The 17,523-nt window shown below is 40.6% G+C and carries 13 protein-coding genes, 14 tRNA genes and 1 pseudogene; 3 read left to right on the top strand and 25 right to left on the bottom strand.

The genetic code is table 11. The features are described 5' to 3' along the window. Positions 1–194 precede the first annotated feature (194 nt). On the top strand, positions 195–677 hold the full coding sequence (locus L0B53_RS17875) for a zinc ribbon-containing protein (RefSeq protein WP_235060909.1): 483 nt from the start codon (positions 195–197) through the stop codon (positions 675–677). A 92-nt stretch (positions 678–769) separates the two neighbouring features. Here the strand turns inward: L0B53_RS17875 and lnt are convergent, their stop codons facing one another. From lnt to miaB, 5 genes are all read right to left on the bottom strand, one after another. Then, positions 770–2,455, bottom strand: coding sequence for an apolipoprotein N-acyltransferase (gene lnt / locus L0B53_RS17870; RefSeq protein ID WP_235060908.1), 1,686 nt, complete (start codon positions 2,453–2,455; stop codon positions 770–772). A gap of 3 nt (positions 2,456–2,458) precedes the next feature. After that, the gene (gene corC / locus L0B53_RS17865) at positions 2,459–3,331 is read right to left on the bottom strand and encodes a CNNM family magnesium/cobalt transport protein CorC (protein ID WP_235060907.1); all 873 of its coding nucleotides are present in this window, start codon (positions 3,329–3,331) and stop codon (positions 2,459–2,461) included. Positions 3,332–3,488: 157 nt separating this feature from the next. Beyond that, entirely contained in the window at positions 3,489–3,953 is a 465-nt protein-coding gene (gene ybeY / locus L0B53_RS17860; RefSeq protein ID WP_235060906.1) for an rRNA maturation RNase YbeY, read from the bottom strand. Positions 3,954–3,980: 27 nt separating this feature from the next. Beyond that, positions 3,981–5,033, bottom strand: a complete 1,053-nt coding sequence (locus L0B53_RS17855) for a PhoH family protein (protein WP_235060905.1) — start codon at positions 5,031–5,033, stop codon at positions 3,981–3,983. A 55-nt stretch (positions 5,034–5,088) separates the two neighbouring features. Then, a complete protein-coding gene (miaB, locus tag L0B53_RS17850; protein ID WP_235060904.1) occupies positions 5,089–6,513 on the bottom strand; it encodes a tRNA (N6-isopentenyl adenosine(37)-C2)-methylthiotransferase MiaB in 1,425 nt (474 codons plus the stop codon). Positions 6,514–6,840: 327 nt separating this feature from the next. On the opposite strand from miaB, the gene L0B53_RS17845 reads away from it, so the two are divergent. Then, positions 6,841–8,004 (top strand): 2-octaprenyl-3-methyl-6-methoxy-1,4-benzoquinol hydroxylase, encoded by a 1,164-nt coding sequence (locus L0B53_RS17845; RefSeq protein ID WP_235060903.1) that lies wholly within the window; start codon positions 6,841–6,843, stop codon positions 8,002–8,004. 78 nt (positions 8,005–8,082) lie between these two features. Here L0B53_RS17845 and L0B53_RS17840 read toward each other — a convergent pair whose 3' ends face one another. From L0B53_RS17840 to lolB, 20 genes and pseudogenes are all read right to left on the bottom strand, one after another. Next, complete coding sequence (locus L0B53_RS17840) at positions 8,083–8,958, bottom strand: DMT family transporter (RefSeq protein ID WP_235060902.1); 876 nt, start codon at positions 8,956–8,958, stop codon at positions 8,083–8,085. Positions 8,959–9,288: 330 nt separating this feature from the next. Continuing rightward, positions 9,289–9,363: transfer RNA gene (locus L0B53_RS17835), tRNA-Gln, on the bottom strand. 54 nt (positions 9,364–9,417) lie between these two features. Then, positions 9,418–9,502 (bottom strand) — tRNA-Leu (locus tag L0B53_RS17830). Between the two features lie 53 nt (positions 9,503–9,555). Then, a tRNA-Leu gene (locus tag L0B53_RS17825) sits at positions 9,556–9,640 on the bottom strand. 36 nt (positions 9,641–9,676) lie between these two features. Then, positions 9,677–9,751: transfer RNA gene (locus L0B53_RS17820), tRNA-Gln, on the bottom strand. 77 nt (positions 9,752–9,828) lie between these two features. Beyond that, a tRNA-Leu gene (locus L0B53_RS17815) sits at positions 9,829–9,913 on the bottom strand. Positions 9,914–9,922: 9 nt separating this feature from the next. After that, a tRNA-Met gene (locus L0B53_RS17810) sits at positions 9,923–9,999 on the bottom strand. Between the two features lie 34 nt (positions 10,000–10,033). Then, positions 10,034–10,108, bottom strand: a tRNA-Gln gene (locus L0B53_RS17805). A gap of 139 nt (positions 10,109–10,247) precedes the next feature. Beyond that, positions 10,248–10,332 (bottom strand) — tRNA-Leu (locus L0B53_RS17800). Positions 10,333–10,342: 10 nt separating this feature from the next. Further along, a tRNA-Met gene (locus L0B53_RS17795) sits at positions 10,343–10,419 on the bottom strand. A gap of 34 nt (positions 10,420–10,453) precedes the next feature. Then, positions 10,454–10,528 (bottom strand) — tRNA-Gln (locus L0B53_RS17790). Positions 10,529–10,617: 89 nt separating this feature from the next. Continuing rightward, a tRNA-Leu gene (locus tag L0B53_RS17785) sits at positions 10,618–10,702 on the bottom strand. Positions 10,703–10,736: 34 nt separating this feature from the next. After that, a tRNA-Gln gene (locus L0B53_RS17780) sits at positions 10,737–10,811 on the bottom strand. A 65-nt stretch (positions 10,812–10,876) separates the two neighbouring features. Further along, positions 10,877–10,961, bottom strand: a tRNA-Leu gene (locus L0B53_RS17775). A 3-nt stretch (positions 10,962–10,964) separates the two neighbouring features. Beyond that, positions 10,965–11,041, bottom strand: a tRNA-Met gene (locus L0B53_RS17770). Positions 11,042–11,340: 299 nt separating this feature from the next. Then, on the bottom strand, positions 11,341–12,432 hold the full coding sequence (gene ychF, locus L0B53_RS17765) for a redox-regulated ATPase YchF (RefSeq protein WP_235060901.1): 1,092 nt from the start codon (positions 12,430–12,432) through the stop codon (positions 11,341–11,343). Between the two features lie 24 nt (positions 12,433–12,456). Continuing rightward, positions 12,457–13,047 (bottom strand): aminoacyl-tRNA hydrolase, encoded by a 591-nt coding sequence (gene pth / locus L0B53_RS17760; protein ID WP_235060900.1) that lies wholly within the window; start codon positions 13,045–13,047, stop codon positions 12,457–12,459. A gap of 465 nt (positions 13,048–13,512) precedes the next feature. Continuing rightward, entirely contained in the window at positions 13,513–14,460 is a 948-nt protein-coding gene (locus L0B53_RS17755; protein WP_235060899.1) for a ribose-phosphate pyrophosphokinase, read from the bottom strand. 27 nt (positions 14,461–14,487) lie between these two features. Then, a pseudogene (ispE, locus tag L0B53_RS17750) lies at positions 14,488–15,343 on the bottom strand (4-(cytidine 5'-diphospho)-2-C-methyl-D-erythritol kinase). Further along, on the bottom strand, positions 15,333–15,986 hold the full coding sequence (gene lolB, locus L0B53_RS17745) for a lipoprotein insertase outer membrane protein LolB (RefSeq protein ID WP_235060898.1): 654 nt from the start codon (positions 15,984–15,986) through the stop codon (positions 15,333–15,335). Before lolB ends, ispE begins: the two are co-directional and overlap by 11 nt. 271 nt (positions 15,987–16,257) lie before the next feature. Between lolB and hemA the strand changes: the two genes are divergently transcribed. Beyond that, positions 16,258–17,514: a glutamyl-tRNA reductase gene (gene hemA, locus L0B53_RS17740; protein WP_235060897.1), complete on the top strand. Its 1,257-nt coding sequence runs from the start codon at positions 16,258–16,260 to the stop codon at positions 17,512–17,514. Positions 17,515–17,523: the final 9 nt, after the last annotated feature.

Raw genomic sequence — 17,523 nt, 5'->3', positions numbered from 1 at the left:
ACTAGTTTCTTTACATATACCCATCTTACTTGAAATTGCTAGGGTGTTGACTGCATTCGTTCGCCCCAATGATATAGTACAGCTATAATCATGGCGCCTCACTGACTTGTCGCCGACTAGCAACTCCAATTACTTTAGGTATAGAATAACTAAAGGATCGCATCGCAACAATAGCTGATATGCAGAGGTGAGTTATGTCTAAGCAAAAAAAGCAGTATGAAGCATTATTAGAGCATGTAACTAAGGTGATACAAACTAGCCCCGAGCTTCTCAATCGTTGGATTGATGTATCTGAACAATACATTAATGCAGCGACAACAATGAGTAAAGATGAATGGGCGATTATATCTAAATATTTTCAGCGCGATATGGCAGAGTTTGCGTCTGAATATCAACAAAGTAAAGGTGCTTTTTCAGAAAGTCCATTTTATTACTCGCTTATCGATACAGCATGGCATGGATTAGCTGAAATTACCGACAAAACAAAAGTTGAATGGACTGAGCTACTTGATGATATCGAACATCAAGGAATTTATAAAGCAGGAGAAATTGTAGGGTTAGGTAAATTGGTGTGTGAAAAGTGTCAACATACAACGATTTATGATCACCCTCAAACCCTCGAGTCTTGTGACAAGTGTCATCATGATCACTTTACTCGTCAATTACTTGAGCCTTAATCACTTCAATATTTTACCTGCCAGTATTCATCTCAATAAAAAGGGAGATCGCCTTATTCTCCCTTCATTTTTGTTTCACTTTCAATTTAACGTTACTCTTTATCTTTAGAGTTAGCTTTGAAGCGCCAAATAATCGCAATCGATAAGCTTATTATTACATAGATTATCAGCGGCCAACTTCCCCAACGATTATAGGGGGTTAAACCTGTTGTTGGTGTGACATCGGCGCGTAGTACACCGGTTTCAAATTGAGGCAGTGAGGCGGTGATATCTCCTTTCTCATCAACAATTGCCGTCACGCCATTATTGGTAGAGCGGATCAATGGACGGCCTAATTCGATCGAGCGCATTCTTGCCATCTGCATATGTTGTAGCGGGCCAATCGAATGACCAAACCAACTATCATTAGAGAGAGTTAATAGCAGATCCGTATTGTTATCAACATTACGACGGACTTGATCACCAAACGCGATCTCATAACAGAGTGCGGGCGCTAAATGCAGTCCGTGGGCTGTGATATTCTTTTGCACTAATGAACCTCGACTAAAAGAGGACATGGGTAGATTAAAGAAAGGTGCAATTGGTCGCAAAAACTCTTCAAATGGCACAAACTCACCAAAAGGCAATAGGTGATGCTTGCTATAACGATGCGCTGTCGAGTAATTATAATCTCCATCGCCATTATTACCCAAGGTCAAAATACTATTGTAGATCTTACCCATTTGTAATTGATTATTTTGATCGCGAGTATAGGGCTTTTGATCTAATACCCCAGTAATTAATGCTGAATCATTATTTTTTGCGGCACTGTCTAATTGACTTAAAAATGCGGGTAATTCTTGTTCTGTCGCGGGTATAGCGGCTTCTGGCCAGATGATGATATCCGCATTCCAGTTTTCACGAGTCAGATCATTATATTTGATTAATGTTGGCCAGCGTTGCTCTGGTAACCATTTCTTAGCTTGATCGATATCACCTTGAATGAGAGCAAAGCTGGTTTTCTTTTCAGGTACTTTTTGTACCCATTGAGTTTTGTTTAACCCAGATGCAGTGAGAGCTACGGTTAATATAATGGTGATAGAAAGTGTTAACCCTTGTTGTAGTCGACGATTAGTTAGGGACTCACTAACAAAAGTAAAAAACAGATTCAGTGCTGCAATTTTAGTAGTTGATTGTAGGCGATCTTTTTGCGCTTTATATTGTTGAAACTCTTTATTTAGCAATAATATAAAATAGGCTATCGCTGAACCAATAAAGATCAATGCTAAGGTGATCCCTTCTACACCAAGTAATGGGCCGTAACCACGTAGTGGGTTATCTGTTTGACTGTAGCCGAGCCAAAGCCAAGGAAATCCTGTCATCACCCAACCACGTAACCAATCTGAGATTAACCAGAGTGCGGGCGCGGCAATAAAAAAGCGTAACCGATTAAATTTTGGGGTTAGTTTCGCCCAAGCAGCGGCAAATAGTGTTGGGTAGATAGCCAAGTAACTGACCAACAAAAACATCATTAAGACACTAGCAAATTTAGGGAGTCCACCAAAGTTATCGATGCTGACATGAACCCAACTGATCCCTGTCGCAAATTGGCCAAATCCCCAAGAAAAGCCAACCCAAGCAGATGGTTTGGTTTTTAAGTTATGCAGCAGTAAGAAAAGAAGTGCGATTGAAATTGGTGCGATAAATGCGAGATGATAAGGTGCAAAGGCAAGGGTTGTTGCTGCGCCTATCAGTACGGCTGCAAGGAGCCGTACTTTTAGAGATAAATTGAATGTCATTATCTAATTATCAAGTGTGGGTTGAGGGGTTCCTTCAGGGATAGTCACTTGAAGCTGAAGGATTCGACGGTTGTCTGCTGCTGTTACTTTAAACTGGTATTTATCAATTGTAATGGTTTCACCACGATTAGGTAGATGGCCAAATGTCATTGAAACTAAACCACCTAATGTATCGACTTCATCATCGTTGAATTTGGTTGAGAAGGCATCGTTAAACTCTTCTATCGTTGTTAATGCTTTGATAGAGAAGGTATGTCTGCTCAGTTGGCGGATATCATCTTCTTCTTCATCATCAAATTCATCTTCAATTTCGCCGACAATCTCTTCTAAAATATCTTCGATAGTAACAAGACCAGACACACCACCAAATTCATCGACAACAATCGCCATATGGTAGCGCTCTTCACGGAACTCTTTGAGCAGACGGTCAACACGTTTGCTTTCAGGGACAATAACGGCAGGGCGAATAATATCTTTCAGATCAAACTCTTCAATCCCTGGTCTTAGGTAACGAAGAAGATCTTTTGCTAGAAGAATACCTTCTACGTGATCTTTATTCTCATTGATAACCGGGTAACGGGAGTGGGCTGCATCAGTAATGATTTCAACCACTTCTTCGAGAGTGAGCGTATTGTCGATAGTGACAATTTGTGAACGAGGGATCATGATATCACGAACGCGGTGTTCAGATATCTGCATGACTCCTTCAAGCATATCTCGGGTGTCATGATCAATCAGGTGGTTTTCTTCTGAGTCACGGAATACATCCACTAACTCTTTACGATCTTTAGGTTCACCTTGAAATATTTGACCGATACGTTCGAAAAAAGATTTTCGACTCGGACCTTCTTCATTTTGAGAGTTATCGTCGTTCATTGTTCGGTTTTGTTTAGCCTCAACTTTAGGGAAATGATAGTTTGATTGTGTAACTATCAATATTTAATATTTAGTAAAATAGAGCTAGGATTAACCCTAACTCATATTATTTGCATCATACGCTATATTATGACGCGAAAGACATCAATATTATGAACTAATTTTTTTCTTCGTGATAAGGATCAGTAAAACCAAGCTGTTGCATAATCTCGGTTTCAAGACTCTCCATCTCTTCCGCTTCTTCATCATCAATATGGTCATAACCAAGAAGGTGAAGCGAGCCATGAACAACCATGTGTGCCCAATGAGCTTGTAATGGCTTATTTTGCTCCTTGGCTTCTTGCTCCACCACGCTTTTACAGATCACCAAATCACCAAGTAGATCGAGCTCAACCCCATCAGGCAGCTCAAAGGGAAAAGATAACACATTGGTTGGTTTATCTTTTCCACGATATTCACTGTTGAGTTGTTGGCTCTCTTCGCTATCAACAATACGAATGGTCAATTCAGCATCGGGAACGGCTTTTCCAACCGCCGCTTCAACCCAAGTGACTAATGCTGGTTCTGACGGGAGGTTATCTTCTTGCTCTGTTGCGATTTGTAGATCAACAAAAATAGCCATAAATACTCACTTCTTCTACTTAACTAATTATTGTGATTTAGCTTCTGCTTCACGTTCTGCCTTACGGCGCTGTTCTGCTGCTTGAGTCGCTTTACGATCTGCCACTTCCCAACGCTCATAAGCATCAACAATTTGAGCAACAACAGGGTGACGAACCACATCATTAGACTCAAAGAAGTTAAAACTGATCTCTTCCACTTCACCTAATACTTCAATCGAATGACGTAAACCTGATTTGGTATGACGAGGAAGATCGATCTGAGTGATATCGCCCGTAATCACCGCTTTTGAGTTAAAGCCGATACGGGTTAAGAACATTTTCATCTGTTCAACAGTGGTGTTTTGGCTCTCATCAAGAATAATAAATGCATCATTCAACGTACGGCCACGCATATAAGCCAATGGTGCAACTTCGATAACATTACGTTCAATCAGTTTTTCAACACGTTCAAAGCCAAGCATTTCAAATAAGGCATCGTAAAGAGGACGTAAGTAAGGATCTACTTTCTGGCTCAGATCACCCGGTAAGAAACCTAACTTTTCACCAGCTTCAACAGCTGGGCGAGTTAAAAGAATACGGCGGACTTCTTGGCGCTCTAATGCATCAACAGCTGCGGCAACGGCAAGGTAGGTTTTACCTGTACCTGCTGGGCCAATACCAAACGTGATGTCATGGGAGAAAATATGAGAAATATAGTTTGCTTGATTGGGGGTGCGAGGTTTAATAACGCCTTTTTTGGTTTTGATAACCGCGGCTTTATTATAAAGATGATTAGTATCGCTATTCTGATCGAGGATTCCATTCTCTTTAATTGCTAAGTGCACTTGTTCAGGATCGAGATCCCCAATAACACCTTTCATTGGTGCAGTATTAACATAAAGCTTTTGTAAAATATCGATAGCGGCTTTGGTGCGATACTCTTGGCCGGTAATCGTAAAAGTATTGCCTCGGTAGTTAATCTCAACAGCTAAACGACGTTCTAATTGTTTTATATTGTCATCAAAAGGGCCGCAAAAACTGATTAATCGTTGGTTATCTGATGGCTCTAGGATGGTTTCAGCAGTGATTATTTTACTCAAAGTTACCTCTCAAATTGTCAGGACAGCATGAGACTGCCCTGACCAATTAATGTGACTATGGCGTATATGTACCTACACCTAGTTCATCTTCTTTACGTGTTTTTTCCATCATTTCGGTTGGAGACATTGCCATGCGAAGATCCATGTCTGCTTCAACACGAACTAATTGACCGCGTAGAGAGTTAGGATAGACCTCTGTAACCTTAACATCAACAAATTGACCGATAAGATCAGGCTGTCCTTCAAAGTTAACCACGCGGTTATTCTCTGTACGTCCACGAAGTTCCATTGGATTCTTACGTGATGGGCCTTCAACAAGAATACGTTGCTCAGTCTCTAACATTTGACGAGAGTAGCGCATTGACTGGCTATTTACCTGTTGCTGAAGATCGTATAGACGTTGCTTTTTCTCTTCCATTGGTACATCACAAGGGTAATCTGCCGCTGGTGTTCCTGGGCGAGGAGAGAAGATAAAGCTGTAGCTCATATCAAAATCAACATCACGGATCAGTTTCATCGTATCTTGGAAATCTTGAACTGATTCACCAGGGAAGCCAACAATAAAGTCAGAGCTTACTGAGATATCAGGACGAACTTTACGTAATTTTCGGATCTTTGATTTGTATTCAATCGCAGTATGAGGGCGTTTCATTGCTGTAAGAATACGATCTGAGCCACTCTGTACCGGTAAGTGTAAGAAGTTCACCAATTCAGGGGTATCTTCATAGACTTCAATGATGTCATCAGTAAATTCAATTGGGTGGCTGGTGGTATAACGAATACGGTCAATACCATCAATGGTTGCAACTAGACGAAGCAGTTCTGCAAAAGAGCAGATCTCATCGTCATGCATTAATCCACGGTACGCATTTACGTTTTGACCTAATAGGTTTACTTCACGTACGCCTTGCTCTGCAAGTTGAGCAATTTCAAATAACACATCATCAAGAGGACGGCTAACTTCTTCACCGCGTGTATAAGGAACAACGCAGTAAGTACAGTATTTAGAACAGCCTTCCATAATAGAAACGAAAGCAGTAGGACCTTCAGCTCTTGGCTCAGGTAAGCTGTCGAATTTTTCAATCTCAGGGAATGAAATATCCATAACAGGCATATGTTCGCTGTTTGAACGTTTAATCATCTCAGGTAAGCGGTGTAGCGTTTGAGGGCCAAAGATAACATCAACATAAGGTGCGCGTTGACGAATATGGTCACCTTCTTGAGTTGCAACACAACCACCAACACCGATCACAAGATCAGGTTTAGTATCTTTTAATGTCTTCCAACGACCAAGCTGGTGAAACACTTTCTCTTGTGCTTTTTCACGGATAGAGCAAGTATTCAGTAACAAGACATCAGCTTCTTTCGGGTCTTCAGTTAGTTCATACCCGTTGGCAGCGTTTAATAGATCAGCCATCTTAGATGAATCATATTCATTCATCTGACAACCCCAGGTTTTAATAAGCAGTTTCTTAGTCATGTACTCTTACTCTTTTCTAATTAATGTAGATAAACAGATAGACGAGGGTAAAACTCGGGCTATTTATCATGCAAGCGGGCTATTGTACTTGTTTCCATTGTCGGTGACTATACCCTTCTTACTTGAAGTTGCTAGGTTGTTGGCTACTTTCGCTCGCCCTATTCAAGTAGTACCAATACCGTTATTGAGCCTGTTTAACGGGACTTTCGTTAAGAAACTCTATGAATTAAGGTTGATAGCGATAGGGTGACAAATGTGGGAGGGGTGCTTTTGCTTAAGTGGATAGAAGGATACAATAGCGCTAGATCTCTGATTATGGATAGATAAATGAAAAGTTTTGATGTAGTTATCGTGGGCGGCGGAATGGTTGGTGCAGCAACAGCGGTAGGGTTAGCGCAACAAGGTAAATCTGTTGCCATTATTGAAGCGCACACTCCGAAACCATTTGAACGTGAACAAGATATGGATTTGCGAGTTTCTGCTATCTCTCATGCTTCCGTTGAGTTACTAGAGAGCTTAGGGGCTTGGGATGCGATAAAAGCGATGCGTATTTGTCCTTATAAAGAGTTAGCCACGTGGGAAAATCCTGAGTGCAAAGTGAGTTTTCATTCTGATGAAATCAATATTGAACAATTAGGTTTTATTGTTGAAAATCGTCTAATTCAACTCGGACTTTGGCAGCAGTTCGAATCATTGTTAAATTTAAAATGCTTTAGTTCAACAACGATGAGCAAAATAGTTCGATCTGATGATGGCATTGATATCCATTTAAGCAGTGGTGAAACTCTGCATACTCAATTACTGGTTGGGGCAGATGGCGCAAACTCTCAAGTTCGCCAATGGGCCAAAATTGGCTTAACCTCATGGGATTACCGCCAACACTGTATGTTGATAAATATTTCAACCGAAAAACCACAGCAAGATATTACTTGGCAATGGTTTACGCCGTCAGGGCCGCGATCTTTTTTACCACTGTCGGGACAAAAAGGCTCTTTAGTTTGGTATGACTCCCCAAAAAGAATCAAGCAGCTTCAGAATTTAAACCCTGAGCAATTGAAGGATCAGATTATTCATGCATTTCCTGATTTGATTGGCGAGTTTACTGTTGATGCATCGGGAAGCTTCCCATTAACACGTCGTCATGCTCAATCATATTGGCAGCCCAATATTGTTCTGTTAGGTGATGCAGCTCACACTATTAATCCACTTGCTGGGCAGGGCGTAAATTTAGGCTTTAAAGATGTTAAAGCGCTACTCGAATCTATTGAGCAGCACAAAGAGAATTGGGCATCTGAAAAGACTTTACGTCAATATCAGAGTAAGCGTCGAAATGATAACTTGCTGATGCAGAGTGGGATGGATTTTTTCTATGCAGGATTTAGTAACAATATCACACCATTGAAGATTATTCGTAATTTAGGGTTTGCTGCGGCTCAACGTGCTGGTTTCATTAAGCATGAATTGATTAAGTATGCGGTTGGTTTAAAATAATGAATTGGTCTGCTAATTAACGTCAAAAAAGTGCTGATGAATCTCTCAACGGCACTTTGACTTTTCAGCTATTTAACGTTATCCCCACATCACTAAAATTGCTGCGATAGCGATTAAAATCAATCCTAATACCTCTTTTATTTTCACCTTATCTTTTAACCAGAAGACAGCAATGAGAAGGGTAAAGAATACTTCAATTTGTCCTAAGGTTTTCACATAGGGGACGGCCTGTAAAGACATAGCACTAAACCAGCCAATTGAACCAATACAGCTCGTTATACTCGTAAGAAGCGTTAACTTTGGTTGTTTTAATAACCCACTCACTGTTCTTTTATCAACAAAATAAGCATAGAGTAATAAAACGATGGTTTGAATAGAGAGAACCAGTAGTAAAACCCAAGCGGCTCGATGTTGAAAAGGCAGATCTAAGTTCAGGCTCGCTTCTCTAACCCAAAGAGACGTTAAGGCAAAAGCTGTACCACACGCTAATCCTAATAGAATTGTTGGCAAGGAAAGTTGTTTATATCCTTGCTTACTGCTCATTAAAAAGACCGCAATACTGCCGATGAATACCCCAAGCCCACCAATCCAAGAGAGTTGGGTGCCAAAAAATAGCACCCCAAGGATTGCGGCAACTAATGCCTCACTCTTTGCTAAACCAGCACCAACGGCAAAATTTTTCATCTTAAACAGTTTGACCATTAAACAAGTAGCTAAGATCTGCATTGCTGAAGCACCAAGAATAAAACTACTAAACTTGGCGGTTATCGTTGGTAGTTGAGTTGGTTGCCAAAGATAGAGAGCTAAAAGGTAAAGTGCGGCAATCGGCGTTGCCCAAATAAAGCGAGCTAATGTCACTCCAGCGATGTTAACATTTTTACTGAGTTGGCTTTGAAAGGCGTTACGCCATGCTTGCATTGAGGCCGCAAGAAAAGTGAAGAGGATCCATGTCATTATTTATCTACCATTAAAAAGTCCCAAATTTACTCTGAATGTTTGCAATGAAAATGGTAATCAAGCGCTGATTATATCTAGCAACTTCAGGTCTGAAGAGTATCTCCTTCTTACTTGAAGTTGCTAGGTTGTTGGCTACGCTCATTCGCCCCAATCATATAGTACACCTATACTCATGGGGCCTCACTCACTTGCCGCCGACTAACAACGCCAATTACTTTGGGTATAAAGTAAGTCTAAATAGGGAAGAAGGAATAAGTATAAATAGGTTGAAATATGGTACTGAATTTTAGGCAAAAAAAAACTCGTCAAAAGACGAGTTTCTTAATATGGCTGGGATACCAGGATTCGAACCTGGGAATGACGAGATCAAAACCCGTTGCCTTACCGCTTGGCGATATCCCAATTGCTAACTTAATAAACTGTTAATAAAAACAAGAATATCAATAGCACTTATAATGGTGCGGAAGGAGAGACTTGAACTCTCACACCTTACGGCGCCAGAACCTAAATCTGGTGCGTCTACCAATTCCGCCACTTCCGCAAATTGTTTTACAGCTTACGCTGAAAGTTAGTAATAAATTACTTACTTAAATATGGTGCGGGAAGAGAGACTTGAACTCTCACACCTTACGGCGCCAGAACCTAAATCTGGTGCGTCTACCAATTCCGCCATTCCCGCAAAGTCACTGATATGATTAATCAATCACTCTAAATATGGCTGGGATACCAGGATTCGAACCTGGGAATGACGAGATCAAAACCCGTTGCCTTACCGCTTGGCGATATCCCAATTGCTGATGAATTCTATCTAAAATTAGACCAACTCTCAACAGCGTTTAGCTAGAAACTCTAACTAAATAGTTGTAATGGTGCGGAAGGAGAGACTTGAACTCTCACACCTTACGGCGCCAGAACCTAAATCTGGTGCGTCTACCAATTCCGCCACTTCCGCATTTATTCATGGTGGCTACGACGGGATTCGAACCTGTGACCCCATCATTATGAGTGATGTGCTCTAACCAACTGAGCTACGTAGCCGTAATAAACTGATTTCTCAATTTATTATTGTATATGGCTGGGATACCAGGATTCGAACCTGGGAATGACGAGATCAAAACCCGTTGCCTTACCGCTTGGCGATATCCCAATTGCTGTTATTTATCGTCTCACTAATATTGCTATTATCAGACCAATGTTCACAGCGATTTAACTCATTATCAGTCATAAAATCATTATTTAGGTATGATTTTATGTTTCAAGTATCAAACGAGTCAAATTGTATAAAATGGTGCGGAAGGAGAGACTTGAACTCTCACACCTTACGGCGCCAGAACCTAAATCTGGTGCGTCTACCAATTCCGCCACTTCCGCATTTTATTCATGGTGGCTACGACGGGATTCGAACCTGTGACCCCATCATTATGAGTGATGTGCTCTAACCAACTGAGCTACGTAGCCGTAATAAACTGATTTCTCAATTTATTATTGTATATGGCTGGGATACCAGGATTCGAACCTGGGAATGACGAGATCAAAACCCGTTGCCTTACCGCTTGGCGATATCCCAATTGCTGTTATTCATCGCCTAACTAATATAAATATTATTAGGCCAACTTTACAGCGGTTTAATTAAACTTAATTAACTAAACAATGTAATGGTGCGGAAGGAGAGACTTGAACTCTCACACCTTACGGCGCCAGAACCTAAATCTGGTGCGTCTACCAATTCCGCCACTTCCGCATAAGGTAATAGTCGTAACTATTATCTTTAAATATGGCTGGGATACCAGGATTCGAACCTGGGAATGACGAGATCAAAACCCGTTGCCTTACCGCTTGGCGATATCCCAATTGCTACTCTGAATAGCTGTTCTACTGAAAATATCATAAATGATTAATCAATAAAACCAAAATATGGTGCGGAAAGAGAGACTTGAACTCTCACACCTTACGGCGCCAGAACCTAAATCTGGTGCGTCTACCAATTCCGCCATTTCCGCAAATGGTGGCTACGACGGGATTCGAACCTGTGACCCCATCATTATGAGTGATGTGCTCTAACCAACTGAGCTACGTAGCCAATGTCATAATTTCTTCTCCTCTTTCGAAGAGTCTCTGTCACGACAGCGAGGCGCATTATGCTGATACTAAGGGCAACCGTCAACCCTTTTTTATCATAAAATTCATTTCTTAGTTTGTTCGTTGTAAAATTATACAGAATGGTGGGATATTCCCCAATTTTTGCGGTTTTAGCGTTATTTTCTTCTTTGATGGGGAAATTAAGTTTATGAAAGAAAAGTGATAACTATCTTTATTAATGGATATAAAAAAACCAGCCTTAACAGACTGGTTTCATTGTTATTTAATTTAGCTTGAAAATTAAACGTTAAAACGGAAGTGGACAACATCACCATCTTTAACGATATAATCTTTTCCTTCTAGACGCCACTTACCAGCATCTTTCGCGCCACTTTCGCCTTTGAATTCAATATAAGCGTCATACCCGATAACTTCAGCTCGGATGAAACCTTTTTCAAAGTCAGTATGGATCTTACCTGCCGCTTGTGGTGCAGTAGCCCCAATAGGAATTGTCCATGCACGAACTTCTTTTACACCTGCGGTAAAGTATGTTTGTAGGGTTAAAAGATCGTAACCTGCACGAATAACACGATTTAGACCAGGTTCAGTTAACCCCATCTCTTCTAGGAATACTTCTGCTTCGTCTTGCTCAAGCTCAGAGATCTCACCTTCAATTTCAGCACAAACAGCAACAACAGTTGCCCCTTCTTTAGCTGCAATCTCTGTCACAACGTCAAGATATGGATTATTTTCAAAACCATCATCATTAACGTTAGCAATATACATAGTCGGCTTCATTGTTAAGAAGTTTAAGTAGCTAATCGCAGCATCTTCTTCTTTAGTTAGCTCAACAGCACGTAACATGCCGCCTTCTTCAAGATGAGGTAAGATTTTCTCTAGTACCGCAATCTCAAATTTAGCGTCTTTATCGCCACCTTTCGCTTTCTTAGCTTGGCGTTGAATAGAGCGTTCACATGTTTCAAGGTCACAAAGTGCAAGTTCAGTATTGATCACATCAATATCTTCTGCTGGATCAACTTTTCCTGCGACGTGAATAATGTTGTCATTTTCAAAACAACGAACAACGTGGCCGATAGCATCAGTTTCACGGATGTTTGCTAGGAATTTATTACCTAGACCTTCACCTTTTGAAGCACCTGCAACTAAACCCGCAATATCAACAAATTCCATCGTCGTTGGTAGAATACGTTGTGGATTAACAATTTCTGCTAATGCATCTAAACGTAGATCTGGCACAGGAACAACACCAGTGTTTGGTTCGATAGTACAGAACGGAAAGTTAGCTGCTTCGATACCAGCTTTTGTTAATGCGTTAAATAGTGTTGATTTGCCTACGTTTGGTAAGCCAACAATGCCACATTTAAAACCCATGGTTAGTAACCCTTATTTATTAATTTATTCAGCTTTGAAAGAGTGTAATCTATTTTGCGCTTTAGCTAGATCATCTTTCAGTAAAATATCGAGACAGCGAACGGCTTCATCAACCGCTTGCTCTGTGTTGCTAAACTCTTGCGCTGGGGCTTTAGTTAAAACAAAGCCAGCGACTTTATCTTTATGTCCTGGATGACCAATACCAATACGAAGACGATAGAAATCTTTGTTATTTCCCATTTTAGCAATGATATCACGTAAACCATTATGGCCACCGTGACCGCCACCTTTTTTAAATTTAGCGACACCAGGAGGAAGATCTAATTCATCATGAGCAACCAAGATCTCTTCTGGTTTGATACGATAGAAGTTGGCTAATGCAGATACCGCTTTACCTGATAAGTTCATAAAGGTAGTGGGGATCAGTAGCCTAAGATCTTGACCATCGACAGTAATACGGCCTGTTAGACCAAAATATTTGCTTTCTAACTTTAATGTCACATTATGTTGGCGCGCTAACTCTTCAACCACCCAAGCCCCCGCATTATGGCGAGTTTGTTGATATTGTGCTCCAGGGTTCGCTAAACCCACTAAAAGTTTGATTTTGTTGCTCACAATTACTCTCTTGTATTCACGCGTTAAGATGCGTCATCAGACTTGGGCGCTATAGTACCACTATCCTCTTCTTACTTGAAGTCACAGCGATACTGGTCATTCTCATCATTATATACGCTTCATACTTGAAGTGGCTAGGTTGTTGGTAATACTCGTTCGCCACAATCACAGAGTCGATCTATATTCATAAGCCCTCACTCTTTTACCGCAGACTAGCAATACCCATAATCTTGAGTATCAAGAACGCAATAATTTCAAGCTGTTGAATTGACAATTAACGCAAGTATACCCTTCATACTTGAAGCTGCTAGGTTGTTGACTACACTCATTCGCCCCAATCATATAGAACATCTATACTCTTGAGGTCTCATTTACTTGCCGCCGACGAGCAACTCCAATTATTTTAGGTATAGACATAAAAAAGCCCCGCATTAAGCGAGGCAATTTTTATCTAGCAAGCTGTTTTTAAGAGTTAAACATTGCTGAGATAGATTCTTCATTACTGATACGACGAATAGCTTCTGCAAGCATAGTCGATAGGGTTAGTTGAGAAACTTTACCTGTCGCTTTCATCTCTTCAGTTAATGGAATAGAGTCAGTCACGATAACTTCATCGATCACTGAATCTTTAATGTTTTGTACTGCAGTGCCTGAGAATACTGCGTGAGTTGCATAAGCAAATACACGTTTAGCACCACGTTCTTTCAGTGCTTCAGCTGCTTTACATAGTGTGCCACCCGTGTCGATCATATCATCAACGATAATACAGTCACGACCTTCAACGTCACCGATTAGGTTCATTACTTTTGATACGTTTGCACGTGGACGACGCTTATCGATGATTGCAATATCGATATCATCTAGAGATTTAGCAGTTGCACGAGCACGAACAACACCACCGATATCAGGTGATACGACGATTGGATCTTCAAGATCTTTCGCTACCATATCTTCAAGAAGTACAGGAGTACCGAAGATATTATCGACAGGAACATCGAAGAAGCCTTGGATCTGTTCAGCGTGTAGATCAACTGTCAATACGCGGTCAACACCAACATTTGATAGGAAATCTGCAATAACTTTAGCAGTAATAGGCACACGAGCAGAACGTACACGACGATCCTGACGAGCATAACCAAAGTAAGGAATAACCGCGGTAATACGACCTGCAGAAGCACGACGTAGCGCATCGATCATTACAACTAATTCCATTAAGTTATCATTAGTTGGCGCACACGTTGATTGAATGATGAATACATCACTGCCACGAACGTTTTCATTAATCTGAACACAAACTTCTCCATCAGAGAAGCGAGATACTGTCGCATCGCCAAGAGAAATGTATAAACGATCCGCAATGCGTTGTGCTAATTCCGGAGTTGCGTTACCAGTAAACAGCTTCATATCAGGCACAGTAAAAACCTCTGAGTTTTGTCCAAATTACAATGATGGTTGTGATTTTAGTTGGGTTAGTAGGGGAGATTCGTTGATCCCTTTTGCTACAAATCCGGTTAAATCACTCGGTAGTTGTTTAAGTATGTTGTTGGCTTCTTGTTCTGATTCAAATTCTGAAAACAGACAAGCGCCGGTTCCCGTTAATCGAGATGGGGCATATTCTAACAGCCAAGAAAGCGCCTTATCAACCTCAGGGTGCAATCTTCTTACAATATTTTCGCAATCGTTTTCGTATTTTTGTGCTAATAGGGTTGAAATGTTGCGAGTTCGTGTACCTCGTGTTAGTTCTTTGTGGTTGAATATGTCTGCCGTTGCGATATTGATCTCAGGTTTAACGACTAAATACCATTTTTCGTCAGGAAGTGCTGGCTGAATCACTTCTCCAATGCCTTCTGCAAAGGCGGAAAATCCACGAACGAAAACGGGAACATCAGCTCCTAAGGATAGCCCTATTTCTGCTAATTTATCGAGACTTAACTCTGTTTGCCATAGATAGTTTAAAGCAACAAGTGTCGTTGCCGCATTAGACGAACCACCACCTAATCCCCCCCATTGGTAAGTGTTTATCAATGGCAATATCTGCACCTAATGGTGATTTTGTCGCATTTTGCAGTGAGATGGCAGCACGATAGATAAGGTTATCTGTTAATTCAACGCCGGGCATCTCCGTACTAATGGTGATTTTACCTGAATCGTTGGGTGTAATGGTTAACGTATCGCCGTAGTCTAAAAATTGAAACAAGGTTTGTAATTCATGGTAACCATTTTCTCGACGACCTGTGATATAGAGAAAAAGATTTAATTTCGCAGGGCTAGGCCATTGGATTGGATTATTTATCATTGAGGTTCCATTTATTGATGACAAATTTTATTTTCTGCTTATTTTGACTTAATACCATATTCTGTGGCAGTTGGATCGTCCCAGTTTTAAAATCTGTGGGATCTAAATCGGTATTTGCCAAATGGATGGTTTGATAATGATTATAAGTTAATTGCCACTGACGAGAATTTATCTCTTTATTTAATTGCTTAATTAGTTGTTGCTCATTAAAAGAGTATTGATTAGTGCCGGTAGGCAATCCTTTAATCCAATCTTTCATCTCATCAATAGGCAAAATTAATCCGGTTAACTGATAAGCCATTAGGGAAGCCGATTGACCAATGTGAGTTTTCCCTTCACGATCAACAAGTGTGACTTTATGGGGCGTTACATTCAGTTTTAAAACGGTACCACCCAAAAATGTTGAGAGACGAAGTTGGTAGGTATCTTGATCTTGCTGCTGCCATTCGAACTGAAGGCTCACTCTCTCCTCAGGGCTGATATAACCTATCTTTCCTGATGCCGTAAAATGAGTTAATTGAGACAGTTTTTGTTGATGATGCTGCCAATTTTCGACTTTAACCGATGGGGTGGGTACGGTGGCACAACTGACCGTGATCAGAGAAAGAAGAGCAATGATCAGAATGTGAAGTTTAGATCTCAATGTCGTAAGGCCTCAAGATAATATAATAGCTATAGTGTAGCGATTTATTACGCTATGCTCTACTCTGATTTATCTGATAAGGGACAATATTGCCTATTTCATCCACTATTATGCTACTTGACGCAACATTTAATCGGATCTATTTCTTCTCATCATGTGAAGCATGCAGTAATATTAGGCAGCAAAATTTTGTAATTACTTATTAATTGAGAGTTATTATCATTAATGAATATTTCATCAATTAATTTCACTGTTTTGGATAGTACTTTTAATGTCAATCATTGCTCTTGGAATCAATCATCAAACCGCATCTATTGCATTGCGTGAAAAAGTTGCTTTTTCACCGAGTGTATTAGATGACGCGTTACAACAAATAATAAAAAAAGAGTCCATCAGTGGTGCTGTTATTGTCTCAACCTGTAATCGAACAGAAGTTTACGCAACTTCTGAAACAGGTGATGAAGATCAATTGATCAATTGGCTGGCAAATTTTCATCAAATTTCTTTAGATGAGCTAAAACCAAGCCTTTATATACATAAAGATGATGCAGCGATCGTTCACTTAATGCGAGTGGCTTGTGGGCTAGACTCATTAGTTTTAGGTGAACCCCAAATCTTAGGACAAGTTAAACAATCTTACACGGATGCAAAGAAACAAAATGCTATTTCAAGCCACTTAGATAAACTTTTTCAATCAACATTTAGTGTTGCAAAAAGAGTTCGTACTGAAACCGATATTGGTGGTAATGCCGTCTCCGTTGCATTCGCAGCATGTACTCTAGCCCGACAAATTTTTGAATCCCTTTCTGATACGTCTATTTTACTTGTTGGCGCTGGTGAAACAATCGAACTGGTTGCTAAACATTTGTCGCAGCATGGCACAAAAAAATTGATTGTCGCAAACCGTACTGTTGAAAAAGCGCAATCCTTTGTTGATGAATTTGGAGCAACAGCCATTAGCTTGCCAGAAATTCCTGAATATCTTCATCAAGCGGATATGGTGATCAGTTCAACAGCGAGTCCATTGCCGATTATTGGTAAAGGGATGATGGAGCGAGCCTTTAAAAAGCGTCATCATCAACCCATGTTATTAATCGATATTGCGGTTCCTCGTGATATTGAGCCAGAAGTGGGCGATCTTGCGGATGCTTACCTCTATACCGTGGATGATCTGCACTCTATCGTTGAAAAAAACATAGAACAACGTAAACTGGCAGCCACTCAAGCTGAGGTTATTATTACCCAAGAGAGCGAAAGCTTTGTCAATTGGGCGCGTTCCCTTGAAGCTGTCGATAGTATTAAGCACTATCGTCAACAATCTAATGAGCTAAGACAGCTTCTTTTAGATAAAGGTTTACAAGCGCTTTCTGCTGGTGCTGCACCAGAAGAGGTGTTAACTTCCTTAGCAAATCAATTAACTAACAAACTTATTCATTCACCAACCCGCGCAATGCAACAGGCTGCACAGGAAGGTGATATGGAACAGCTGACTGTTATCCGTAAAAGTTTAGGTTTGACCACGCAGTAATATTAGACA

This window comes from Vibrio sp. SS-MA-C1-2 (genome assembly GCF_021513135.1).
Classification (GTDB): Bacteria; Pseudomonadota; Gammaproteobacteria; order Enterobacterales; family Vibrionaceae.
Note: the sequence above shows the minus strand (reverse complement) of the source record. Positions and strands in the feature narration are given on the sequence as shown.